Genomic DNA, 20,182 nt, shown 5'->3' with positions numbered 1-20,182 from the left:
TCCAGCTCAGACGCGGTCGAACGGTGCCCAGGACGTGATGGCGAACCGGCCGCCGTCCCGCTCCACCTGGACGCCGCCGTGGCCGCCGAGGTGCGCGGGCAGCACGAGCGCGTTGTTGTCGGCCGCCCAGCCGAGCAGGCGCCGTCGGGTCGCCCTCGCCTGCGCGGGCTGCTCGCAGAAGCAGCTGTTGGTGTCGGGCTCGACGATCTGCAGCGGCGTGTGCAGCAGGTCGCCGACAAGGAGCGCCCGGTCCGTGCCCGACTCCAGGGTGACCACCGACGAACCGGGCGTGTGCCCGGGCGCGAGGTCGAGACGCAGGTTCGCGTCGATCTGGTGGCTGTCGTCCCACAGCAGCGCCTGGCCGGCCGCGTGCACCGGAGCGACGCTGTCCTCGAAGACGTTCTGGTTACCTCGGCCAAGGTTGGGCTCATGGCCGCCCGCAGGGTTCCAGAAGTCGAAGTCGCGCCGGGGCATCAGGTAGGTGGCGTTGGGGAACGTCGGCACCCAGTCCCTGTCGTCGAGGTAGGTGTTCCAGCCCACGTGGTCCACGTGCAGGTGGGTGTTGATCACCAGGTCGACGTCCTCGGGCCGCACCCCGGCCCGGGCGAGATTGCCGAGAAAGTCCGTGTTCAGCCGGCTCCACACCGGTGAGTACGGCCGCTCCTTGTGGTTGCCCACGCCGGTGTCGACCAGGATCGTCCTGCCCTCGCTGCGCAGCAGCCAGGTCTGGATCGCCGACTGGCAGACGTGGGTCTCCGGGTCGACGAAGTCCGGCGTCAGCCACGACTCGTTCCGCTGCCACGCCCCGTCGGGACTCTCGGGAAAGAAGGCGTCCGGGGTCATCCCCACCGGACCGAAGTACTCCATGACCCGGGTGACCGTGACGTCACCCAGCACGATCTCGTGCATGTCTGCTCCCGGTGCTCGATTGGCTCCCGGCCACCCTGCGGTGGCCGAGGCCGTGCCCACCAGCCCCGGTCCTGCATACCCCTGCCAGGGTCAGGCACGAGGGCGGCGCGGCGGCACATACTGGGTCCATGAGCGCTTCCGGAACGCTGGGCGGTTTTCTCCGTGCCCGCCGCGGCCGCCTACGCCCAGAGGACGTCGACCTGCCCCGATACACCGACCGACGGCGTGTCACCGGGCTGCGGCGCGAGGAGCTTGCACAGCTCGCGGGAGTCAGCGTGTCGTACTACACGCGTCTGGAGCAGGGGCAGTCGGTCAACGCGTCCGACGCCGTCCTCGACGCCCTCGCCGGAGCCCTGCAGCTCGACGACGCCGAGCGTGGCCACCTGCGCGAGCTCGCGACCCAGCGGCCCCGGCCGCTGCGGAAGCCGCCCTCCGAGCGGGTCGACCACATGACGCTCGATCTGCTGCGCGCGCTCGGCGACGCGCCCGCCATGGTGCTCGGCCGGAGGACCGACGTGCTGGCCTGGAACAGGCCGGGGCACGCTCTGCTGGCCGGGCACGTCGACCGCACCACGCCCGAGCGTCCCGCTGACCGGCCGAACCTGGCCCGGATGCTGTTCCTCGACCGGCACACCCGCGAGCTCTACGTGGACTGGAACCGCAAGGCGCGCGCCGTCGTCGGCAACCTGCGCCTCGTCGCGGGGCGCCACCCGGAGGACGCCCTGCTCGCCGCCCTCGTCGGCGAGCTGTCCATGAAGAGCCCGGAGTTCGTCGCGCTGTGGCGGGACCACCGGGTCAAGCCGTGCGAGGCCGACGAGCACGAGCTCCGCCATCCTGTGGTCGGCGCGCTCACGGTCACACAGCAGATTCTCCAGCTCGCGCGCGCCCCGGAGCAGTCCGTCACCGTGGTCACCACGAAGGCAGGCTCGAGCTCTGCGGACGCCATCAAGCTGCTGGGTGGGGCCTTCACGAGCACAACGAAGGCCCCGCCGGTCACGGCGAGGCCTTCTACATAGGGCTGGTGGAGCTGCCGGGAATCGAACCCGGGTCCGGTGACGCTTTTCGAGTACTTCTCCGGGCGCAGTCTGCTATGGATTTTCTCGGCCCCCGCACTCGCGCAGACACGTTCGCGGACAGGCCCAGTCATCTAAATGTTCCCGCAGCCCCGATGACGAGGACTACGAGCAGTGGCTTCCTAGATGACGCCGGCTACTGGGACGGAAGCAGCTCCCAGACCGACGGAGTTCGGGCTCGCTCAGGCGGCGAGGGCGAACTCGTTGCGCGAGTTATCGGCAACTATGTGTTTGCAGACATCGTTTACGAGATAAGCCTGCATCCTCGGCCCGCTTCTCCTCGAAGCACGACCACCGTCGAAACCGATCAGCCCCTATGTTGTTGTCAACCGCCCCGCCCGAGCCAGGCTCGTGCGGAACATCTCCAGTCTAGGTCACAACGCCGCAGACGGGAACGTTATTTCCATAACAGTCAGCCGACGGCGACGAGCCGGACCCGGTCAGCGGAGCATCTCCTTCTGCCGCATCGCACGCTGCGCCTCGCGCATGTCCTGCTGCTCGCGGAGGGTGTGCCGCTTGTCGTACTCCTTCTTGCCGCGCGCCAGGGCGATCTCGACCTTGGCCCGACCGTCCAGGAAGTACAGCGACAGCGGGATGAGGGTGTGCCCCTTCTCCCGTGACTTCGACGCCAGCCGATCGATCTCATCCCGGTGCAGCAGGAGCTTGCGCCGGCGTCGCGGGGCGTGGTTGTTCCACGTGCCCTGGAAGTACGCGGGGATGTGCACGTTCTCGAGCCACGCCTCGCCACGGTCGATGTTGGCGTAGCCGTCGGTGAGCGACGCCCGCCCCATCCGCAAGGCTTTGACCTCGGTACCCGAGAGAACGAGCCCGGCCTCGAAGACGTCCTCGATCACGTAGTCATGACGGGCCTTCTTGTTGTTCGCCACGATCTTGCGCGGATCGTCCTTCTTGGCCATGGTCTCCCTCCGGGATCTGCTGGTGCGCCGTGCCCCGTGCGGGCAGCGCGACGTCCCAGTTTACGCACCCGGCCTGGGTGGACCAGGCTTTTACAGCCAGGTCATCGGGTCAACGGCCGAACCGTCGATGTACACCTCGAAGTGCAGGTGGCAGGCCGTGGACGTTCCGGTGGTCCCGGAGTAGCCGATCACCTGCCCGCGCGAGACCTGCTGGCCCGACGAGACGGCGAACGAGGTGAGGTGGTTCGCGCTCGTCATGACGCTGCTGCCGCCGGACGAGTAGCCGTGGTTGATCAGCACCTGGTTGCCCAGGCCGTCGAGATAGCGCGCGTACAGCACGGTGCCGTCGGCGGGAGCCAGGATCGGCGTGCCGCAGTACGCCCGGAAGTCGGTGCCCGCGTGCAGGCGGGAGTACTGCAGCACCGGGTGGAACCGCATGCCGTACGAGGAGGTGACGACGGGGCTCGCCGTCGGGTAGCCGAGGAACGGCAGGGTCCCCGCGCTGCCGCCACCCGCACCGCCACCACCGGCGCTGCCGCCGCCGGACGATCCGCCGCCCGACGAGCCGCCCCCTGCGGACCCGCCGCCCGGCGCGTTCTCCCGTGCCTCGCGCTCTGCCCGATCCTGGGCCAGCCGCTGGTCCCGGTCCTCTTGCTCGCGGATGATCCCCTTGAGGTCGGCCTCGATCGAGCTGAGCTCCTGCTCGTTGTCCCGCATGTTCCGCACCGCGACGTGCTTGCGCTGCTCGATGCGGGCCTTGAGCCGCTCCTGCTCCGCGATGAGCCGCTCGATCTCGGCCTTGCGCTCCACCGCCGCCTGCTTGGCCCGTTCCTTGGCCCGCACGTTCTCGTCAGCCAGGCGCTTGAGCTCCGTGACGATCTCCCGGATGGCGGACAGCCTCGCCTCCAGATTGCGGGCGGTCGCCTCGGCGTCCTGCAGCTCGGCGAGCGTCCGCGCCCGGATCCGCGCGGCCGACGACGACACCGAGTACCCGTCGATGAACTCCTCGGTGCTCTGCGCGCCGGTCACGAGCCCGATCGTGGAGTTGTCGCCCGAGCCACGGAACTCCTCGCGAGCCATCTGCGCGATGTCGGCACGGGCGTCCTCGACCTTGCCGGAGCCGTCCTTGAGCTGCTGGGTGACCTTCGCCTCCTCGAGCTCGGCGTCGGCCAGGCGCTGCGCGAGGATCGCCGCCTCCCGCTCCGCGCGCTCCAGCTCGGCCTCCGCGGCGGCCAGCTCCGCCTCGGCAACGGGCAGGCGCCCCTCGACCTCGTTCAGCTTGAGCACCGCGGCGGCCAGCTGGGAGTCCGTGTGCTCCAGCTCGGCCTCGAGGCCCTCACGTTCGTCCTCCTTGGCCTGCTGCTCCCGCTCGGCGGCGGCGCGGCGGTCGTCGAGGTCGTCCGCGTGGACGGCGGGCGCGCCGCCCAGCAGGAGGACGATCGCGAGCAGGGCGGCGACCGGCCCGCGGCCACGGACTCTCGAGGGAAGGTTTCGGGGAGCGAGCATCAGATCCTCGTGTACCGGTTCAGGGTGAAGAAGGACGCGAGCGCGGCCAGGGCGACGGCCATGATCACGAGCAGTGGCGCGACGCGGAGCACGTCGACCTCCGACACGTAGGCCACCCAGTCGACCGACCGTTCGAGCCAGTCGCTGACCATGAACCGCACGGCGAGCCACAGCCCACCTCCGGCCAGCAGCGAGCCCAGCACGGCGGCCAGCGCACCCTCCAGCAGGAAGGGCAGCTGGATGAACAGGTTGGACGCGCCTACCAGGCGCATGATCTCGGTCTCCTTGCGCCGCGAGACGGCACTGAGCCGGATGGTGGTGGTGATCAGCAGCACCGCGGCCAGGAGCATGACGCCGGCCAGCCCGGCCGCGAGCAGGGTCGCCACGTTGAGCGTGCGGAACAGCGGTTCGAAGACGGCACGCTGGTCCTCGACGATCTCCACGCCGTCGCGCCCGGAGAGCACGTCGCTGACGACGGCGAACTGCTCGGCGTCGGACAGCTTGAGGCGCAGGGACGCCTGCATGTCCTTCTCCGTCAGCTGGGTGCCCTGGTAGCCGTCGGGGTACCGCTCGCTGAAGGCGTCGAACGCCTGGGCCTTCGACTCGAAGTACACCTTGCTGACCTCGCTGGACAGCTCGGTGTCGATGATCTGCCGCACGGCGTCGATCTGGGGCTGGGTGGCCTCGCCGGTGGCGCACGTCGGTGACACCGAACCCTGCGGGCAGAGGAACACGGAGACCTCGACGAGGTCGTACCAGTCGTCCTTGAGCTTGCCGATCTGGGCCTGGAGGAGCGCGGCGGCACCGACGAACGTCAGCGACACGAAGGTCACGAGCACCACGGCCACGACCATCGTGGTGTTCCGGCGCAGGCCCGAGAGGACCTCGCCCAGCACGAACTGGAAGCGCACGGTCAGCCTCCCCGCACCGTCTGGACGGGGGCGCGAGTGCCGCTGCCCGGGGCATCGAGCACCGGCGACGCGCCGACGTCGGGCAGGATCGCCTCGCGCTCGCCGTAGCCGCCGCGCGCCTCGTCCCGGACGACGACGCCGTCGGACAGCTCGACCACCCGACGCCGCATCTCGTTGACTATCTCGTCGTCGTGCGTGGCCATGACCACCGTGGTTCCGGTGCGGTTGATGCGGTCCAGCAGGCGCATGATCCCCAGCGAGGTGGTGGGGTCGAGGTTTCCGGTGGGCTCGTCGGCCAGGAGGATCTGCGGCCGGTTGACGATGGCGCGGGCGATCGCGGCGCGCTGCTGCTCACCGCCCGACAGCTCCGTCGGCATGCGCTTGCCCTTGCCCGCGAGGCCCACCATGTCCAGCACCTCTGGCACGGTGTCCCGGATGACGTGGCGGGGCTTGCCGATCACCTGCAGGGCGAACGCCACGTTCTCGTGGACCGTCTTGTTCTGCAGCAGCCGGAAGTCCTGGAACACCACCCCAAGCTGGCGGCGCAGCGTCGGCACGCGCCAGGCGGAGAGGTTCGCCACGTCCCTGCCCGCCACGTAGACGCGGCCGCGCGTGGGCCGCTGCTCGCGCAGCACCAGCGACAGAAACGTCGACTTGCCTGAGCCCGAGGCCCCCACGAGGAACACGAACTCGCCACGCTCGACGTCCACGGAGACCTGGTCGAGGGCAGGTCGTGCGCCGCGCGTGTAGACCTTCGACACGTTCTCGAACCTGATCACGAGCCCGACACTAGGGGGGTGAAGTGGTGGCGTGTCGGGGAGACACGCCGACGACACTCACCCGGTTGCCCCTAGGCGCGGCAGCATTTCAGGCAAATCCGGCCGCAGTTGGCATTTCACCCGGAGCATGCGGCCCGGCGGGGCGGTCAGCTCGGCGAGGTACCCCGGCGCCAGCGGATGCCGGCCTCGATGAAGTCGTCGATCGCGCCGTCGAACACCGCCTGCGGGTTGCCCGACTCGTGCTCCGTACGCAGGTCCTTGACCATCTGGTACGGCTGCAGCACGTAGGAGCGCATCTGGTCGCCCCAGCTGGCCTTGATGTCGCCGGCCATCTCCTTCCGCGTGGCCGCCTCCTCCGCCTTGCGCAGGAGCAGCAGGCGCGACTGGAGCACCCGGTAGGCGGCAGCGCGGTTCTGGATCTGCGACTTCTCGTTCTGCATGGCGACGACGACGCCGGTGGGGATGTGCGTCATGCGCACCGCGGAGTCGGTGGTGTTCACGGACTGCCCACCCGGGCCCGACGAGCGGTACACGTCGATCTTCAGCTCGGAGTCCGGGATCTCGATGTGGTCGGTCTGCTCGATGAGCGGGATCACCTCGACCGCCGCGAACGACGTCTGCCTGCGGCCCTGGTTGTCGAACGGCGAGATCCGTACCAGGCGGTGGGTGCCCGCCTCGACGGACAGGTTCCCGAAGGCGTACGGCACGTTGACCTCGAAGGTCGCGGACTTGAGGCCCGCCTCTTCCGCGTACGAGGTGTCGCCCACCTTGGTGGGATAGCCGTGGCGCTCGGCCCAGCGCAGGTACATGCGCATCAGCATCTCCGCGAAGTCGGCGGCATCGACGCCGCCGGCGCCCGAGCGGATCGTGACGACGGCCTCGCGGGAGTCGTACTCACCGTTCAGCAGCGTGCGCACCTCGAGGGCCGCGAGATCCTTGCGGATCTTGACGACCTCTTCCTCAGCCTCGGCGATCGAGTCCGCGTCGTCCATCTCGATGCCGAGCTCGACGAGCGTCTCCGTGTCGTCGATGCGAGCGGCCAGCTTCTCCACCCGGCTGAGCTCGGCCTGCGCCGCCGACAGCGCGGAAGACACCCGCTGCCCTTCCTCAGGGTCGTCCCACAGGTTCGGCGCCGACGCCTGCTCCGACAGCTCGGCGATCTTCGCCTGCAGCGCGGTGGGGTCGCTCACGGCCTCGATGGACTCGAGGGTGGCGCGGAGCGCCTTGATCTCTGCGGGAAAGTCGTTGGATGCCACGGTGTTCAAGGTTACCCGGGCATCGTGATGTCCGGCGCCGGAAAACGCGGCGGCGAAGACACGGCTATGGCTCGGTGATAGCTCGACGACGGCTCGACACTGGCCCGGCACCGGCTCGGCACTGCCTGGGCACTGGCTGGCGACGGCTCAGCGAGCTCCTGGCTCGGGCAGCTCACGGCCGAACATCTGCGCCGTCGCGCGGGCGCTCGGGGTGCCTGCGTCGACGTCCGCGCCGTGCTCGACGAGCACCCGGATCACGTCGGTCTCGTTCTTGAAGACCGCCCCGGCGAGCGGTGCCTGGTTCTTGCCGTTCAGCCGGTTCACGTCGGCGCCCCGCTCTGCGAGGCCTGCCGTGAGCTCCGCGTGCCCGTGGTAGGCGGCGAGCATCACGAGTGTGTTGTCGGACTCGTCGGCCAGGTCCACCGGCAGGCCCGCGTCGACGAGGTCCAGCAGCACGTCAGCGCCCCGCCGGGCGAGGTCGAAGACCTGGTGCGGTTCGAGCCGCGTGCCGCCCTGCTCGTCGCCCTGCTCGTTCGCGCCGTGCTCGTCGCCCTGCTCGTTCATGGCCTCAATCTAGCGGTCGTCCGGGCGGCGCGTGAGGTTTCAGGTCTGCCCTCCGCCGACCAGCTGAAGCGGGGGGTCGACTGCAGACTTGGTCGCCGCCCGGTTCGCCGACTGCAGTCGAGCAGCCATCAGTGAACTGCTCCGCCGAGCCCATGCCGACGAGCACCCGCCCGAGCTCACCACGCGCGCGCCGTGGACGACGCCGACAGCCCGATCCCGCCGCCGAACGCATCGGTGAACCAGCGCAGCAGCGGCGGCCGGGACACTCCTTCCAGCGCCACCCGGGCCGACCGCCCGTCCGGCGACGAGGCCTCGGCCACCGCCACGGAGATCCCCGGTGGGTGCTCGGCGAGGTACTGCTCGACGGCGGCGCGCACGTCGGCGTCGGACAGGGTGAGCGGGGCGCCGTCGGCAGGCACCCCGGCACCGGCGTAGAAGGCCTCGGGAGACATCGCGCTCGCGGCGTCGGCCGCTGCGAGGTCCGCGACGTCGTAGAGCGCCTTGCGGTCGAGGTGGACCGCGGTCGTCGAGGCGACCACCGCGACGAGCATCAGGGCGAACGCGACGAAGGCCGAGGTGAGCAGCATGATGCGGCCGCTCTCCAAGTCCCTGGCCGCGATGACACCGCTCGCTGGTGCGTTGGAGACGGTTGGCCTGCGAGGGCGCTTCATGCGCTCATTATGTGGCGAGCCATGAGTTCCCGCACGGCCGGTCCGGGCGGCCCGGCCAGCGGCTCCCACAACCTAAACGTTTCACCTTTGAAAACGTTTAGTAGAAGCTCTTGACAGGCGAGCAGCCGAATAGAAATCCTTTTCCATGTTCGACGGGCCAAGGACGGCACGTCCCACACGAAGGGATCAACGATGACCCGAACGCTCACCCCACCGCGTCCCCGGCGCAGGTTGCGAGCCATCTCGCTCGCCACCGTCACCGCGGTGGTGCTCGCCGCAGGCGTGGCGGCCACCTCGGCGCAGGCCGCCGGGAGCACGCTGCAGGCCGCCGCCGCGGAGTCGGGCCGGTACTTCGGCACCGCGATCGCGGCGAACAAGCTCTCCGAGTCGGCCTACACGACCATCGCGAACCGCGAGTTCAACATGATCACCGCGGAGAACGAGATGAAGCTCGACGCGACCGAGCCGAACCAGAACCAGTTCAACTTCACCAACGGCGACCGCATCGTGAGCTGGGCACGCAGCAACGGCAAGCAGGTCCGTGGGCACACCCTGGCGTGGCACTCGCAGCAGCCCGGCTGGATGCAGAACATGAGCGGCTCGGCGCTGCGCTCCGCGATGCTCAACCACGTCACCCAGGTCGCTACCCACTACCGGGGTCAGATCCACTCCTGGGACGTGGTGAACGAGGCCTTCGCGGACGGTTCGTCCGGCGCCCGCCGGGACTCGAACCTGCAGCGCACCGGCAACGACTGGATCGAGGCGGCGTTCCGCGCCGCTCGGGCAGCCGACCCGAACGCCAAGCTCTGCTACAACGACTACAACACGGACGACTGGACGCACGCGAAGACGCAGGCCGTGTACAACCTGGTCCGCGACTTCAAGGCCCGGGGCGTGCCGATCGACTGCGTGGGCCTCCAGTCCCACTTCAACTCGCAGAGCCCCGTGCCGAGCAACTACCAGACCACGCTGTCGAGCTTCGCGGCACTGGGCGTCGACGTCCAGATCACCGAGCTGGACATCGAGGGCTCCGGCAGCGCGCAGGCCGACAACTACCGCAGGGTCGTCGAGGCCTGCCTCGCCGTCTCCCGCTGCACCGGCATCAGCGTCTGGGGCGTCCGCGACACCGACTCGTGGCGGGCCAGCGGCACCCCGCTCCTCTTCGACGGCAACGGCAACAAGAAGGCCGCCTACACCTCCACGCTCAACGCTCTCAACGGCGGCAGCACACCCGACCCGGACCCCGAGCCCGGTGACGGCTGCACGGTAACCGTCAGCAGGGCGAACGAGTGGGGCGACCGGTTCAACGTCTCGCTCGCGGTCTCCGGCAGCTCGACGTGGCGGGTCTCGATCGGGCTGCAGGGCGCGCAGAGCCTGCAGAACTCGTGGAACGCCACGGTCTCCGGCACCAGCGGCACCCTGACGGCGACGCCGAACGGGGCGGGCAACAACTTCGGCATCACGGTCTACAAGAACGGCAGCACCAACCTCCCGACGGCGACCTGCTCGGTCCCCTGACGGGCTGAGCTGGTCAGTCGGGCTGCCCGCCAGGCACGACGACGGTCCGCGTCTCCCCGAGGAGATGCGGGCCGTCGCAGCGCCACCGACCCGCGGGTCGCCCCCGGTCGCACTGGCGGCAGGTGGCAGGTGGCAGGTGGCAGGCGGCAGGTGCAACCGGTCATCCATGCAGGTCAGGGCCGCTCCTCCGAGTACCGGTCGACGGTCCCGGTGCGAGCCGCCTCGACCGGGACGGACAACGGGACCCAGCCGCGCACGGCGTCGGGCAGCAGGGGCAGTGGCACCTCCACCCGCACGACGGAGCCCACTGCGGCGCCCGGCGTCAGGCATGGGGAGGCGGAGCACTCCAGGGACAGCACGCCGCGGTCACGGGCGAAGCCCTGGTCGGACAGGGCGATCCCGACGGCAGTCTTCGCGCGGACCGCCCCGGCCGACGACGACTCGGCAGTGACCATCGCGCGGACGGCCTCGCGGGCCGCGCCCTCGGCGGCGAACGCGCCCGCCTGGACCCGGCCCAGCGTCACCACGAGGTAGACCAAAGGGATCAGCAGGATCAGGGCGGCGCCGAGAAACTCGACCATCGCGGAGCCGCGCTCCCGCTCCCCCGGCGTCACGGCGCCTCCTCCAGCGCGTGCCCCCGGACCGTCAGCGTGCCACCGGGCCCGAGCAGCCCGACCACGGGCAGCGGCGCACGCACCGTCACCTCCGTCACCGCGGCGCCGTCGAGCGTGGCGCGGCCCGCGGTGACGTCGCGGGCGTAGTCACCGGTCAGCGCGTCGGTCAGGAGGGCCCGGGTACGCGCGACGCCGTCAGCCGGTCCCCGGTCCGCACGGGCCGCCACGCGTGCGCCCTCGGCCGCCGCGTCAGTGGCGAGCGACCGTACGTGCACCGCGAGCGCCACCTGGACCACACCGAGCAGCAATGCCAGGACCAGCACGGACACCAGGAGGAACTCGGCAGCGGCGGAGCCGTGCTCCGGACCGCCGTGCCTCACCCCTGGCCCGTGACGCTGCTGATCGCCTGCCGGAACGCGTTCTCGAGCAGGGGTCCGGCCAGCGCCCAGAGCGCGACCACGAGTCCCGCCGTCATCAAGGTCACCAGGACCCAGCCGGGTACGTCGCCCCGTTCGCGGTGGTCCGCGCTCTCGAGCTCGTGGTTGTCGCGCATGGCGCTTCCTTTCGTCGGCAGACCCGTTCGCAGAGTCATGTCAGAGCCCGATCCGCAAGGTGGCCAGGCTGGGAAAAACGGCGAAGACGACGGTGACCGGAAGCACCAGGAACACCACCGGGACCATCATCAGGATCTCCTTGCGACCGCCTGCCTCCAGGAGGGACCTGCGGCCGGCCTCCCGGACGTCCTCGGCCTGCGCACGGAGTACTTCGGCCAACGGGGTGCCCCGTTCGAGCGCCACCACGACACCCTCGGCGAACCTCGACAGGGGCGGCAGCCCCGACCGGTCCGCGAGCGCGGTGAGCGCGGCGGTCACCGGTGCCCCTGCCCGGACCTCTGCGACCATCCGCCTGATCTCACCGGCCAGCTCGCCGCGCGCCGTCGAGGCCACCCGTTCGAGGGCCGCCGGCGGGCTCTCCCCCGCGGCCACGGCCAGGGCGAGCAGCTCCGCGATGGTCGGCAGCTCGGCCAGCAGCCGCTCCTCGCGTCGCCGTACCTGCGTCGTGAGGGCCTGGTCGCAGGCCACGTACCCGCAGCCGCCCGCGACGACGACCAGCATCGCCAGCGGGATCACCGCGGCCCCTCGCGTCGCGGAGAGCAGCATCGCGAGGCCGAGGCCCGTGGCCAGACCGGTCACCGTCCACACGACCTGCCGGGCCCGGAAGTGGTCCACCGACTCGGCGGACCCGGCGCGGTCCAGCCTGCGCCGCACCTCCGCGCGGGGGGAGCCGAACCGTTCGAGGCGCGCGCCGACGTCGTGCAGGCCGAGCAGGCGGACCACCGCAGAGGTGCGGCTGACCTCTCGCAGCAGGGTCGACGTGGCGTCGCGCGGGCGCAGGTACGGCGCGAGCCGCTCGTCGAGAGTGACGGCGCGCGCCCGCAGCCGGGCCAGCACGATCAGGAGGCCCAGCGCGACGCCGAGGCCGGCGAGCGCCCCTGCCGCCCAACCCGTCACCGCAGCACCCTCCGCTCGGCGGGCAGCCGGCCGATCCTCAGCATCACCCGGTAGGCGACCAGCGCACAGAGCCCACCCGTGATCAGGACCGTGATGCCGGCGGGCGAGTCGTAGGCGCTCGCCGTCTCCGGACGGGTGGAGAGCAGGGCGAGCACCACCCATGGGGCGGCCACCGCGACGCGGGCGCCGTTGACGGTCCAGCTCTGGCGCGCCTCGAGCTCGCCACGCGTAGCGGCGTCCTCCCGCAGAAATCCACTGAGGGTGCGCAGCAACCGGCCCAGGTCCTGTCCGCCGACCTCGCGGGTGAGGCGCAGGGCCTCGACGATGCGGTCGGCCACGGGGTCGGCCAGTCGCTCCTTGAGCGCGTCGAGCGCGTCCCCGAACCGGCCGCCGGCGCGGTAGTCGTGCGCGAAGCGGCTGAACGGCTCACGCAGCTCCGCCGGGCCGCGGTAGCCGAGCTGCGCGACGGCCTCCGGCAGGGACAGCCCGGCGCGCACACCGGAGGCGAGGTGGTCCACCACCTCCGGCCACACGTCCCGCAGCGCCCGACGGCGGTGCCGGGCCCGCGCTCGCACCAGCACGACAGGGCCGGGGGCAACCAGCACGGCGAAGCACGCCGCGATGGCGGGCGAGCGTGTCAGCGCGAGCCCGAGCAGCAGGGTCACCACGCCGAGCGCGGCGCAGGCACCGACAAGCATCCCGGGCGTGACGGAGGGCGCACCGGCCTGGATCAGCAGGTCGCGGGTGCGCATCTGCCAGGTCACCCGCCCCGCCTGCCGCGGCATCGGGGTCCAGAACGACCACCAGACGCAGAAGGCGCCGATGCCCAGGAGCAGGCCCACCACCACGCCCATCAGCGGGCCGTCCAGGGGCCGGCGCCCGTCCGGGTCCCGACGCCCGCCCACGGGCCGACGACGGCGCCGACCCCCGGACGCACACCGACCGGGACGGCTCGTGGGTCCGCGAGCATCGCCCGCACGTCGAACCCTGCCCGCTCGAAGAGGTCCTCGCCGGGCGGCATCCCGTCTCCGCGCCGCAGGTCGCCGTCGGCGTCCCGGTCGAAGATCCCGGCCGTCTCGATGCGGCCCTCCTCGACACGGCCGGTCACCGCCACGATCTCGCGCACCTGGCGCCGCACCACGCCGTCCGCTGTCCGGCTCAGGCCGAGGTGCACCACGAGGTCCACCGCAGAGGCGACGGTGGGGATCACGAACCGGTCGGACACGTTCTCCCCGGCGAGCAGCGGCAGCGTCGTCATCTTGGCCACCGCCTCGCGTGCCGTGTTGGCGTGCAGCGTGCACATGCCGGGGATGCCGCTGTTCAGCGCGATGAGCAGGTCGAACGCCTCTGCCTCACGGACCTCGCCGATCACTATCCGGTCCGGGCGCATCCGCAGCGCCTCCTTGACCAGGCGCCGCAGCGGCACCTCCCCGGTGCCCTCGAGGCTCGCCGGACGCGTCTGCAGGGCCACGTGGTCGCGCACGGGGAGCCGCAGCTCCCAGACCTCCTCGGCCGAGATGACCCGCTCGGACCCGGGGATCGACCCTGCGAGGGCGTTCAGCATCGTCGTCTTGCCCGCCTGGGTCTGCCCCGACACCAGCACGTTCAGTCCCGCCCGCACCGCGGCGTCGAGGAACGTCGCTGCCTGGGCGGTCAGCGACCCGAGCCGGACCATGTCGGCCAGCGAGTGCGCCCGCACCACGTGCTTGCGGATGTTCACGGCGAAGTGCGCGCGCGTGATGTCGGGGATGACGACGTGGAGCCGCTCCCCGCCGGGCAACCGGGCGTCGACGAACGGGCTGGACAGGTCGAGCCGTCGGCCAGAGGTCTTGAGCATCCGCTCCACCAGGTCGCGGACCTGCTCCGTGGTCAGGACCGTGCTGGTCAGCTCCGGCACACCGCGCCGTGCGACGTACACGTGGGTCGGCGAATTGAGCCAGACCTCTTCTATTTCAGGATCATCAAGATAGGGCTGCAGTGACCCAAAACCGCCAACCGCGTCCGAAACCTCCCGGACCACGCGCTCCATGTCGGGCAACCCGGAGAGAAGACCCCGCGCAGCACGGTCCGCGTAGTCCGCAGCCGCTTCGCGCACCAGCTCGGCGAACCGTCCCGGCTCGGCCATCGGGTCCACGCCACGACGCCGGACGAGCTCACGCACCTCACCCTCCAGCAGGGCGATCCCGTCGGCTCGTGCCGAGCCGGCCGCACGCTCGCCGCCGACGTCGGGCCGAGCCGGCCGACGCAGTTCCGTCCGTTCCACCGCAGCGGACATAGTTCTCCCCCTGAGCTTTTGCTACTCGCGCTCCCCCTGCGGATCGCCACCGACCCCGACCTTAGAAGGATCTATCCGTATCCGCGCGCCACGGCAGGAATGCCTGTGGATAACTTTTGCCCCGCCCGACGGCATCCACGCGCGAGCATGCCGGACAGTCCCGGGATCTCCGCCCCAGCGCCATGCCCGCCAGTCGATGCAGCAGTTGTGCCAACGAGTGCACGAGGGGCCCATCCCGCATATCGGGAGCGTAGGACCGCGAAGATCCGTCTCGTAGGAGTACGAACATCGGTAGCGTGGGATGCTGCAAATCTGCAGCCTAGGACCGTGGACTACATCCCGAGGATCCTCGACCGTCGGTTGGACGACCTTCTCGAGGGCTTCCCGCCGTGGCGATCGTCGGCCCCAAGGCAGTAGGGAAGACCGAGACAGTCTCACGGCGGGCGCGGTCGGTCCTGGACCTGGGCGACGAATTCGAGCTGAGCCTGATTCAGAATGATCCGGGCCGATTGACGAAGGCGGAGCGCCCGGTCCTCGTCGACGAATGGCAAGTACATCCGCCTGTCTGGGATGCGGTTCGGCGAGCCGTCGACCGCGGCGCGAATGCCGGAGACTTCCTGTTGACCGGCTCGGCGGCCCCGACGAAGAAGCCGATGCACTCCGGCGCTGGCCGCATCGTCCAGCTGCGCATGCGTCCGATGTCGCTCGCAGAGCGAGCGATCGGCGAGCCCTCGGTGTCGCTGGGTGCACTGCTCGCAGGAGGGCGCCCGCCGGTGTCGGGCGACTCCTCGGCCAGCCTCGAGGACTATGCCCAGGAGATCATCTCCTCAGGCTTTCCGGGGATACGCCGTCTCCCGGAGCGCTTCCGCAAGGACGCTCTCGACGGATACCTGGCGGCCGTGGTAGATCGCGACTTCCCGGAACTCGGTCACGTCGTACGCCGTCCCGGAACACTCCGTGCCTGGCTGCGGGCATACGCGGCGGCGACATCGACGACCGCCTCGTACGCCTCGATACTCGAGGCCGCGACACCCGGGGACGCCGACAAGCCGGCGCGTACCACGACGGTCGCCTACCGCGAGATCCTGGAACGCATGTGGCTTGTCGAAGAGGTCCCGGCGTGGACGGGCATCGACAGCATCATGGCGGCACTTGGCGCCTCGCCGAAGCACCAGATGTGCGATCCCGCACTGGCGGCACGACTCCTGAACGTCAGCAGTGACGCGCTCCTAGAACGTGCGAATCCCGGTACCGTTCCGCTCCCCCGCAACGGCTCGCTGATCGGGGCGTTCTTCGAGAGCCTGGTCACGCTGTCCGTCCAGGTATACGCGGAAGCGCACGGAGCACATGTCAGCCACCTACGGACAAAACGCGGCGAACATGAGGTCGACCTCATCGTCGAACGCGGCGACGGCAAGATCGTGGCCATCGAGGTGAAGCTCACGGCAATCCCCGGCGGGGATGACGTCAAACACCTGAAGTGGCTCCAGGACAAGTTGGGCGACGACCTGCTCGACGCCGTTCTCGTCACGACCGGACCCGCCGCATACCGACGTGACGACGGGATCGCCGTCATACCTGCGGAACTACTCGGCCCCTGAACCAGCCGGCCACGCGGCCACTGGCCGCGTCCGGCCGCGAGTCGGCGTCGCGGATACCGACTCGCCTGCACCTGCATGTCAGACCGCTTCGACTCGGGTCGCTGCGTGCGCAGCGAGAGCCGCAGCGGCGGCCTGCACGTCCGGACGGGCAAGCATGGCGGAGCACCCAGGCGAAGCGACCGTCGGTGCCGTCGGTGCTATAGACGTTGCTCGTCATGAGGGCGTAGACGCCCTTGCAGGCGAGGACGACGTCGCGCTCCAGGCCGAAGCGCTCGACGATGAGGCCAAGTGTTCATCTCCGCAGGGCGCCCTGTGGATAACTTTCCCCAAGGACCGGGGTTATCCACCACATCCACAGGGTTGTCCACAAACGCGCAGGTAAAGAGGGTTGTCCGGGATGCCAGAGATGAACTCCCGGTAGACGCGCGATGGCTATCGTCGACCCCATGAGCTCACTCCATTCACCCGGCCGCGGCCGGGACCGCTGGCAGGACACCGCGAGCGCGGCGGGTCTCCTCGCCGACGACGGCGGTGTCGCCGTCACGATCTTCGCCGAGATGTCGGCGTTCGCCGCCCGCACCGGTGCGATCAACCTCGGCCAGGGTTTTCCCGACGTCGACGGCCCCGAGTACGTCAAGCAGGCCGCGATCCGGGCCATCGAGGAGGGGCGCAACCAGTACGCGCCGGGCGACGGCGTGCCGGAGCTGCGCCGGGCCGTCGCGGACCATCAGAAGCGGCACTACGGGCTGGACGTCGACCCCGACACCGAGGTGCTGGTGACCACCGGCGCCACCGAAGCGCTGACCGCCTCGGTCCTCGCGCTGACCCGTCCGGGCGACGAGGTGCTCACCCTGGAACCGTTCTACGACTCGCACGCTGCAGCGATCGGCATGTCCGGCGCCACGCATGTGACCGCTCCCCTGGTCCCCGGGCCGGACGGCTTCCGGCTCGACGTCGCGGCGCTCCGGGCGGCCGCCTCCCCTCGCCTGCGGATGATCGTGCTCAACTCCCCGCACAACCCGACCGGGGCGGTGCTCACCCGGGACGAGCTCGCGGCCGTCGCAGCGGTGGCACAGGAGCGTGACGCGATAGTCGTGACCGACGAGGTCTACGAGCACCTCACGTTCGGCGCCGAGCACATCCCGATCGCCACGCTGCCGGGCATGGCCGAGCGCACGCTGACCGTCTCGTCGTCGGGCAAGACGTTCTCGTTCACCGGCTGGAAGATCGGCTGGCTGCACGGGCCCGCCGACCTCGTCACGGCCGTCCGGACGGTCAAGCAGTTCCTCACGTACACGTCCGGCGCGCCATTCCAGCCTGCCATCGCCCAGGCCCTTGCCGACGACGACACCCCCCGCGCGCTGGCCGCAACCCTCACCGAGCGTCGGGACCTCCTCTGCGCGGGACTGGAGGCGGCAGGTTTCACGGTGAACCGCCCGGCCGGCACGTACTTCGTGATGGCCGATGCGTCGAACCTGCTCGGTCGCCTCGGCCTGCGCGACGGCGTCGAGCTGTGCCGCCGGCTGCCCGAGCTCGCCGGCGTGGTGGCGATCCCGGCGGCGGCGTTCTGCCGCGCCGGCTCTCCGACGGCGAAGGCGCTCGCCTCCCACGTGCGGTTCACCTTCATCAAGCGCGATGAGGTGCTGCGCGAGGCGGCGACCCGCCTGGCCGGACTGGGGGTCCCGCTGAGCTAGCCGGTGAAGCCCGGACGGTCAGCCCGCGAGCAGCGAGACCGCCACGGCCAGCATGATCAGCGCGATGACGCCGTCGACCACGCGCCAGGCTCCCGGCCGATTCAGCACCGGTGCGAGCAGCCGCGCGCCATACCCGAGGCCGCAGAACCAGAGGATGCTCGACACCATCGCCCCGGCCGTGAAGAGCCAGCGGTCGTCGCCGTAGGTGGCCGCGACCGAACCCTGCAGCAGCACGGTGTCGAGGTAGACGTGCGGGTTCAGCCAGGTGAGCGCGAGCGTCGTGAGGACCACCGGCCGCAGGCGCCGGCCCGGGCTGTCGCCCAGCGCGCCGTCCTCGGCCGCCGCGAGCTTCGTGTCGCCGCGCAGGGCGCGCCAGGCAGCCATCGCCCCATAGCCGAGCACGACGGCGGCGCCCAGCCAGCGCATCACCTCCACCGCGTCGGGCCACCGCTCTACCAGCGGCCCGAACCCTGCCCCGCCCGCCGCGTAGAGCAATGCGTCGGAGATTGCGCAGATCGCCGCGACGACGGCCACGTGCTCACGGCGCAGCCCCTGGCGCAGCACGAACGCGTTCTGAGCGCCGATGGCGACGATGAGCGAGAGACCGAATCCGAGTCCGGCGAGCAGGTTGAGCATGTCTTCCACGCTAGGCAGCGCGGCGGCTGAAGACCAGTTCATGTTTCTATGGCTGCGTAAGCAGAACTGAAGATGCGGCAGACTGATGGCATGCGATGGGACTCCCGCCAGCTCGAAGCGCTGGCCGCGGTGGTGGCCGAGGGCTCGTTCGACGCAGCGGCCCGAACACTGCACGTGACGCCGTCGGCGGTCAGCCAGCGCATCCGTGCGCTGGAGAACACGGCGGGCAGCGTGCTGGTGCGGCGCACCCGACCGGTGGTCGCCACCGCGCCCGGGCAGGCCCTGCTGCGGCTCGCCCGGCAGACGGAGCTGCTCGGCGCGGAGGTTGCGGCGGAGCTCGGGGCGGACGACGCCGGCGAGCGGGACGAGTCCGGCGGGCCGGACAGCTTCGTGACCGTGCCCCTCGCGGTCAGCGCCGACTCGCTGGCCACCTGGGTACTGCCAGCCCTGGCACAGGTCGACGGCGTCGCCTTCGACCTGCACCGAGCCGACGACAGCCGCACCGCCGACCTGCTCCGCGAGGGTGTGGTCATGGCCGCGGTCACCTCGCAGACCGCCCAGGTGCAGGGCTGCCGCAGCACCCCCCTCGGGGTCATGCGCTACCGCCCGGCATGCACGCGCACCTTCGCGGAGCGCTGGTTCCCCCACGGCCCGACGCCGGAAGCGCTCGCCGCCGCGCCGGTCATCGTCTTCGACCGGACCGATGACCTGCAGGACATGTTCCTGCGCGAGCGAGCCTCGAGGGCCAGGCCGCCGCGGCACCACGTGCCGAGCACCGTCGAGTACGAGGAGGCCATCTACCTCAGCCTGGGCTGGGGCATGCTGCTGGACCGCCCCTCCCTCGGCGACCGTCCCGCCGGGGGCGACATCACGCCGCTCGAGGCCGACACGGTGGTCGACGTACCGCTCTACCTGCAGCAGTGGAAGCTCCGGTCCAGCGTCCTCGACCGGGTCACGGCCGCACTGCGAAAAGAAGCAACACGCAGGCTGCTCCCTGCGTGAAATCCGGACATACCCCATCATTAGCCCAGGTCCAGCCCTGCCGCACTTCCCAATCATGAACCGGACATTCGCTGTCCGACTTCCTACGGTTCAGTCATGCTTTCCGCCCTTGCCGGCATGGCCTTCGGCCTCTCGCTCATCGTCGCCGTCGGGGCGCAGAACATCTTCGTCCTTCGCCAGGGACTGCGGCGGGAGCACGTGGGGCTGGTGGCGGGCATCTGCGCTGTCAGCGACCTGGTGCTCATCTCGGCCGGGGTCGGCGGACTGGGCGCCCTGATCCAGAGCGCGCCCCTCGTCGTCGAGATCGCGCGGTGGGCGGGCGCCGTCGTCGTGCTGGTCTACGGCGGCATGGCGGGATACCGCGCCGTGAAGGGCCAGCGCGTGGTGATGGGGCGGCACAGCATGACCAACCGCACGGTGGGCGCGGCGGTCGCGACCACCCTCACCCTGACCTGGCTGAACCCCCACGTCTATCTCGACACCGTGGTGCTCGTGGGCGGGCTCGCGGCGACGCACGGCGACGACCGCTGGTGGTTCGGGCTCGGCGCGTGCGTCGCCAGCACCACGTGGTTCGTCGCGCTCGGCTACGGCGCGCGCTACCTCGCGCCGCTGCTCGAGAAGCCCGGTGCGTGGCGGGTCCTCGACTCCGTCATCGCGCTGACCATGCTGGCCGTGGCGGCGTCCCTCATCCTCGGTGGCGCCTGAAGCTGACCGCAGACATCAGGCGTGCAGGTCACCCGACCGA

21 protein-coding genes and 1 other RNA gene are annotated in these 20,182 nt (G+C 70.6%); 6 read left to right on the top strand and 16 right to left on the bottom strand.

What is annotated here, in order from left to right:
• Window positions 1-6: 6 nt before the first annotated feature.
• Window positions 7-909 (bottom strand): MBL fold metallo-hydrolase, encoded by a 903-nt coding sequence (locus APR04_RS10535; protein WP_253869881.1) that lies wholly within the window; start codon window positions 907-909, stop codon window positions 7-9.
• Window positions 910-1,037: 128 nt separating this feature from the next.
• Here APR04_RS10535 and APR04_RS10530 point away from each other — a divergent pair, with 128 nt between their 5' ends.
• The gene (locus tag APR04_RS10530) at window positions 1,038-1,925 is read left to right on the top strand and encodes a helix-turn-helix transcriptional regulator (protein WP_253869879.1); all 888 of its coding nucleotides are present in this window, start codon (window positions 1,038-1,040) and stop codon (window positions 1,923-1,925) included.
• 3 nt (window positions 1,926-1,928) lie between these two features.
• Here APR04_RS10530 and ssrA read toward each other — a convergent pair.
• From ssrA to APR04_RS10490, 8 genes are all read right to left on the bottom strand, one after another.
• Window positions 1,929-2,297: a transfer-messenger RNA gene (gene ssrA / locus APR04_RS10525) on the bottom strand.
• A 125-nt stretch (window positions 2,298-2,422) separates the two neighbouring features.
• The gene (gene smpB / locus APR04_RS10520; protein WP_253869876.1) at window positions 2,423-2,899 is read right to left on the bottom strand and encodes an SsrA-binding protein SmpB; all 477 of its coding nucleotides are present in this window, start codon (window positions 2,897-2,899) and stop codon (window positions 2,423-2,425) included.
• 90 nt (window positions 2,900-2,989) lie between these two features.
• Entirely contained in the window at window positions 2,990-4,405 is a 1,416-nt protein-coding gene (locus APR04_RS10515) for a M23 family metallopeptidase (protein ID WP_253869873.1), read from the bottom strand.
• Window positions 4,405-5,316 carry a permease-like cell division protein FtsX gene (gene ftsX / locus APR04_RS10510; RefSeq protein ID WP_253869870.1) on the bottom strand — a complete coding sequence of 304 codons (912 nt, stop codon included), beginning with the start codon at window positions 5,314-5,316 and terminating at the stop codon, window positions 4,405-4,407. Before ftsX ends, APR04_RS10515 begins: the two co-directional genes overlap by 1 nt.
• Window positions 5,317-5,318: 2 nt before the next feature.
• Window positions 5,319-6,095: a cell division ATP-binding protein FtsE gene (gene ftsE, locus APR04_RS10505; RefSeq protein ID WP_253869867.1), complete on the bottom strand. Its 777-nt coding sequence runs from the start codon at window positions 6,093-6,095 to the stop codon at window positions 5,319-5,321.
• A gap of 146 nt (window positions 6,096-6,241) precedes the next feature.
• Window positions 6,242-7,351, bottom strand: a complete 1,110-nt coding sequence (gene prfB / locus APR04_RS10500; protein ID WP_253869865.1) for a peptide chain release factor 2 — start codon at window positions 7,349-7,351, stop codon at window positions 6,242-6,244.
• A 147-nt stretch (window positions 7,352-7,498) separates the two neighbouring features.
• Window positions 7,499-7,915, bottom strand: a complete 417-nt coding sequence (locus tag APR04_RS10495; protein WP_253869863.1) for an ankyrin repeat domain-containing protein — start codon at window positions 7,913-7,915, stop codon at window positions 7,499-7,501.
• A 176-nt stretch (window positions 7,916-8,091) separates the two neighbouring features.
• Window positions 8,092-8,586: a hypothetical protein gene (locus APR04_RS10490; RefSeq protein WP_253869860.1), complete on the bottom strand. Its 495-nt coding sequence runs from the start codon at window positions 8,584-8,586 to the stop codon at window positions 8,092-8,094.
• A 192-nt stretch (window positions 8,587-8,778) separates the two neighbouring features.
• On the opposite strand from APR04_RS10490, the gene APR04_RS10485 reads away from it, so the two are divergent.
• A complete protein-coding gene (locus APR04_RS10485) occupies window positions 8,779-10,104 on the top strand; it encodes a glycoside hydrolase family 10 protein (RefSeq protein WP_253869857.1) in 1,326 nt (441 codons plus the stop codon).
• 173 nt (window positions 10,105-10,277) lie between these two features.
• On the opposite strand, the gene APR04_RS10480 is transcribed toward APR04_RS10485, so the two are convergent.
• The 6 genes from APR04_RS10480 to APR04_RS10455 are packed head-to-tail and all read right to left on the bottom strand — an operon-like array spanning window position 10,278 to window position 14,477.
• Window positions 10,278-10,718, bottom strand: a complete 441-nt coding sequence (locus APR04_RS10480) for a pilus assembly protein (RefSeq protein ID WP_253869855.1) — start codon at window positions 10,716-10,718, stop codon at window positions 10,278-10,280.
• Window positions 10,715-11,098 carry a TadE/TadG family type IV pilus assembly protein gene (locus APR04_RS10475; RefSeq protein ID WP_253869852.1) on the bottom strand — a complete coding sequence of 128 codons (384 nt, stop codon included), beginning with the start codon at window positions 11,096-11,098 and terminating at the stop codon, window positions 10,715-10,717. Before APR04_RS10475 ends, APR04_RS10480 begins: the two co-directional genes overlap by 4 nt.
• Window positions 11,095-11,271 carry a hypothetical protein gene (locus tag APR04_RS10470; protein ID WP_253869848.1) on the bottom strand — a complete coding sequence of 59 codons (177 nt, stop codon included), beginning with the start codon at window positions 11,269-11,271 and terminating at the stop codon, window positions 11,095-11,097. The genes APR04_RS10475 and APR04_RS10470 overlap by 4 nt, the downstream gene beginning before the upstream one ends.
• 40 nt (window positions 11,272-11,311) lie before the next feature.
• Window positions 11,312-12,229 carry a type II secretion system F family protein gene (locus APR04_RS10465; RefSeq protein WP_253869845.1) on the bottom strand — a complete coding sequence of 306 codons (918 nt, stop codon included), beginning with the start codon at window positions 12,227-12,229 and terminating at the stop codon, window positions 11,312-11,314.
• Window positions 12,226-13,083 carry a type II secretion system F family protein gene (locus APR04_RS10460; RefSeq protein WP_253870493.1) on the bottom strand — a complete coding sequence of 286 codons (858 nt, stop codon included), beginning with the start codon at window positions 13,081-13,083 and terminating at the stop codon, window positions 12,226-12,228. Before APR04_RS10460 ends, APR04_RS10465 begins: the two co-directional genes overlap by 4 nt.
• Entirely contained in the window at window positions 13,083-14,477 is a 1,395-nt protein-coding gene (locus APR04_RS10455) for a TadA family conjugal transfer-associated ATPase (protein ID WP_372496094.1), read from the bottom strand. Before APR04_RS10455 ends, APR04_RS10460 begins: the two co-directional genes overlap by 1 nt.
• A gap of 416 nt (window positions 14,478-14,893) precedes the next feature.
• Between APR04_RS10455 and APR04_RS10450 the strand changes: the two genes are divergently transcribed.
• On the top strand, window positions 14,894-16,105 hold the full coding sequence (locus APR04_RS10450; RefSeq protein ID WP_253869842.1) for an ATP-binding protein: 1,212 nt from the start codon (window positions 14,894-14,896) through the stop codon (window positions 16,103-16,105).
• 446 nt (window positions 16,106-16,551) lie between these two features.
• Window positions 16,552-17,799, top strand: a complete 1,248-nt coding sequence (locus tag APR04_RS10445; protein WP_253869839.1) for an aminotransferase class I/II-fold pyridoxal phosphate-dependent enzyme — start codon at window positions 16,552-16,554, stop codon at window positions 17,797-17,799.
• A gap of 18 nt (window positions 17,800-17,817) precedes the next feature.
• On the opposite strand, the gene APR04_RS10440 is transcribed toward APR04_RS10445, so the two are convergent.
• The gene (locus APR04_RS10440) at window positions 17,818-18,435 is read right to left on the bottom strand and encodes a LysE/ArgO family amino acid transporter (RefSeq protein ID WP_253869837.1); all 618 of its coding nucleotides are present in this window, start codon (window positions 18,433-18,435) and stop codon (window positions 17,818-17,820) included.
• 90 nt (window positions 18,436-18,525) lie between these two features.
• On the opposite strand from APR04_RS10440, the gene APR04_RS10435 reads away from it, so the two are divergent.
• Entirely contained in the window at window positions 18,526-19,437 is a 912-nt protein-coding gene (locus tag APR04_RS10435; protein WP_253869835.1) for a LysR family transcriptional regulator ArgP, read from the top strand.
• Window positions 19,438-19,533: 96 nt separating this feature from the next.
• A complete protein-coding gene (locus APR04_RS10430) occupies window positions 19,534-20,142 on the top strand; it encodes a LysE/ArgO family amino acid transporter (protein ID WP_253869832.1) in 609 nt (202 codons plus the stop codon).
• The last annotated feature ends 40 nt before the right edge of the window (window positions 20,143-20,182 follow it).

It is taken from the genome of Promicromonospora umidemergens (genome assembly GCF_024171995.1).
In the GTDB taxonomy this organism is placed as follows: domain Bacteria; phylum Actinomycetota; class Actinomycetes; order Actinomycetales; family Cellulomonadaceae; genus Promicromonospora; species Promicromonospora umidemergens.
The sequence above is the reverse complement of the archived record's forward strand: the minus strand, read 5'-3'. Positions and strand labels throughout refer to the sequence as shown.

What these genes read in the sequence shown, in the direction of transcription:
- APR04_RS10535 (WP_253869881.1), bottom strand. Translation starts at nt 909, where the DNA reads ATGCACGAGATCGTGCTGGGTGACGTCACGGTCACCCGGGTCATGGAG.
- APR04_RS10530 (WP_253869879.1), top strand. Translation starts at nt 1,038, where the DNA reads ATGAGCGCTTCCGGAACGCTGGGCGGTTTTCTCCGTGCCCGCCGCGGC.
- smpB (WP_253869876.1), bottom strand. Translation starts at nt 2,899, where the DNA reads ATGGCCAAGAAGGACGATCCGCGCAAGATCGTGGCGAACAACAAGAAG.
- APR04_RS10515 (WP_253869873.1), bottom strand. Translation starts at nt 4,405, where the DNA reads ATGCTCGCTCCCCGAAACCTTCCCTCGAGAGTCCGTGGCCGCGGGCCG.
- APR04_RS10495 (WP_253869863.1), bottom strand. Translation starts at nt 7,915, where the DNA reads ATGAACGAGCAGGGCGACGAGCACGGCGCGAACGAGCAGGGCGACGAG.
- APR04_RS10490 (WP_253869860.1), bottom strand. Translation starts at nt 8,586, where the DNA reads ATGAAGCGCCCTCGCAGGCCAACCGTCTCCAACGCACCAGCGAGCGGT.
- APR04_RS10485 (WP_253869857.1), top strand. Translation starts at nt 8,779, where the DNA reads ATGACCCGAACGCTCACCCCACCGCGTCCCCGGCGCAGGTTGCGAGCC.
- APR04_RS10470 (WP_253869848.1), bottom strand. Translation starts at nt 11,271, where the DNA reads ATGCGCGACAACCACGAGCTCGAGAGCGCGGACCACCGCGAACGGGGC.
- APR04_RS10460 (WP_253870493.1), bottom strand. Translation starts at nt 13,083, where the DNA reads ATGGGCGTGGTGGTGGGCCTGCTCCTGGGCATCGGCGCCTTCTGCGTC.
- APR04_RS10445 (WP_253869839.1), top strand. Translation starts at nt 16,552, where the DNA reads ATGAGCTCACTCCATTCACCCGGCCGCGGCCGGGACCGCTGGCAGGAC.
- APR04_RS10440 (WP_253869837.1), bottom strand. Translation starts at nt 18,435, where the DNA reads ATGCTCAACCTGCTCGCCGGACTCGGATTCGGTCTCTCGCTCATCGTC.
- APR04_RS10435 (WP_253869835.1), top strand. Translation starts at nt 18,526, where the DNA reads ATGCGATGGGACTCCCGCCAGCTCGAAGCGCTGGCCGCGGTGGTGGCC.
- APR04_RS10430 (WP_253869832.1), top strand. Translation starts at nt 19,534, where the DNA reads ATGCTTTCCGCCCTTGCCGGCATGGCCTTCGGCCTCTCGCTCATCGTC.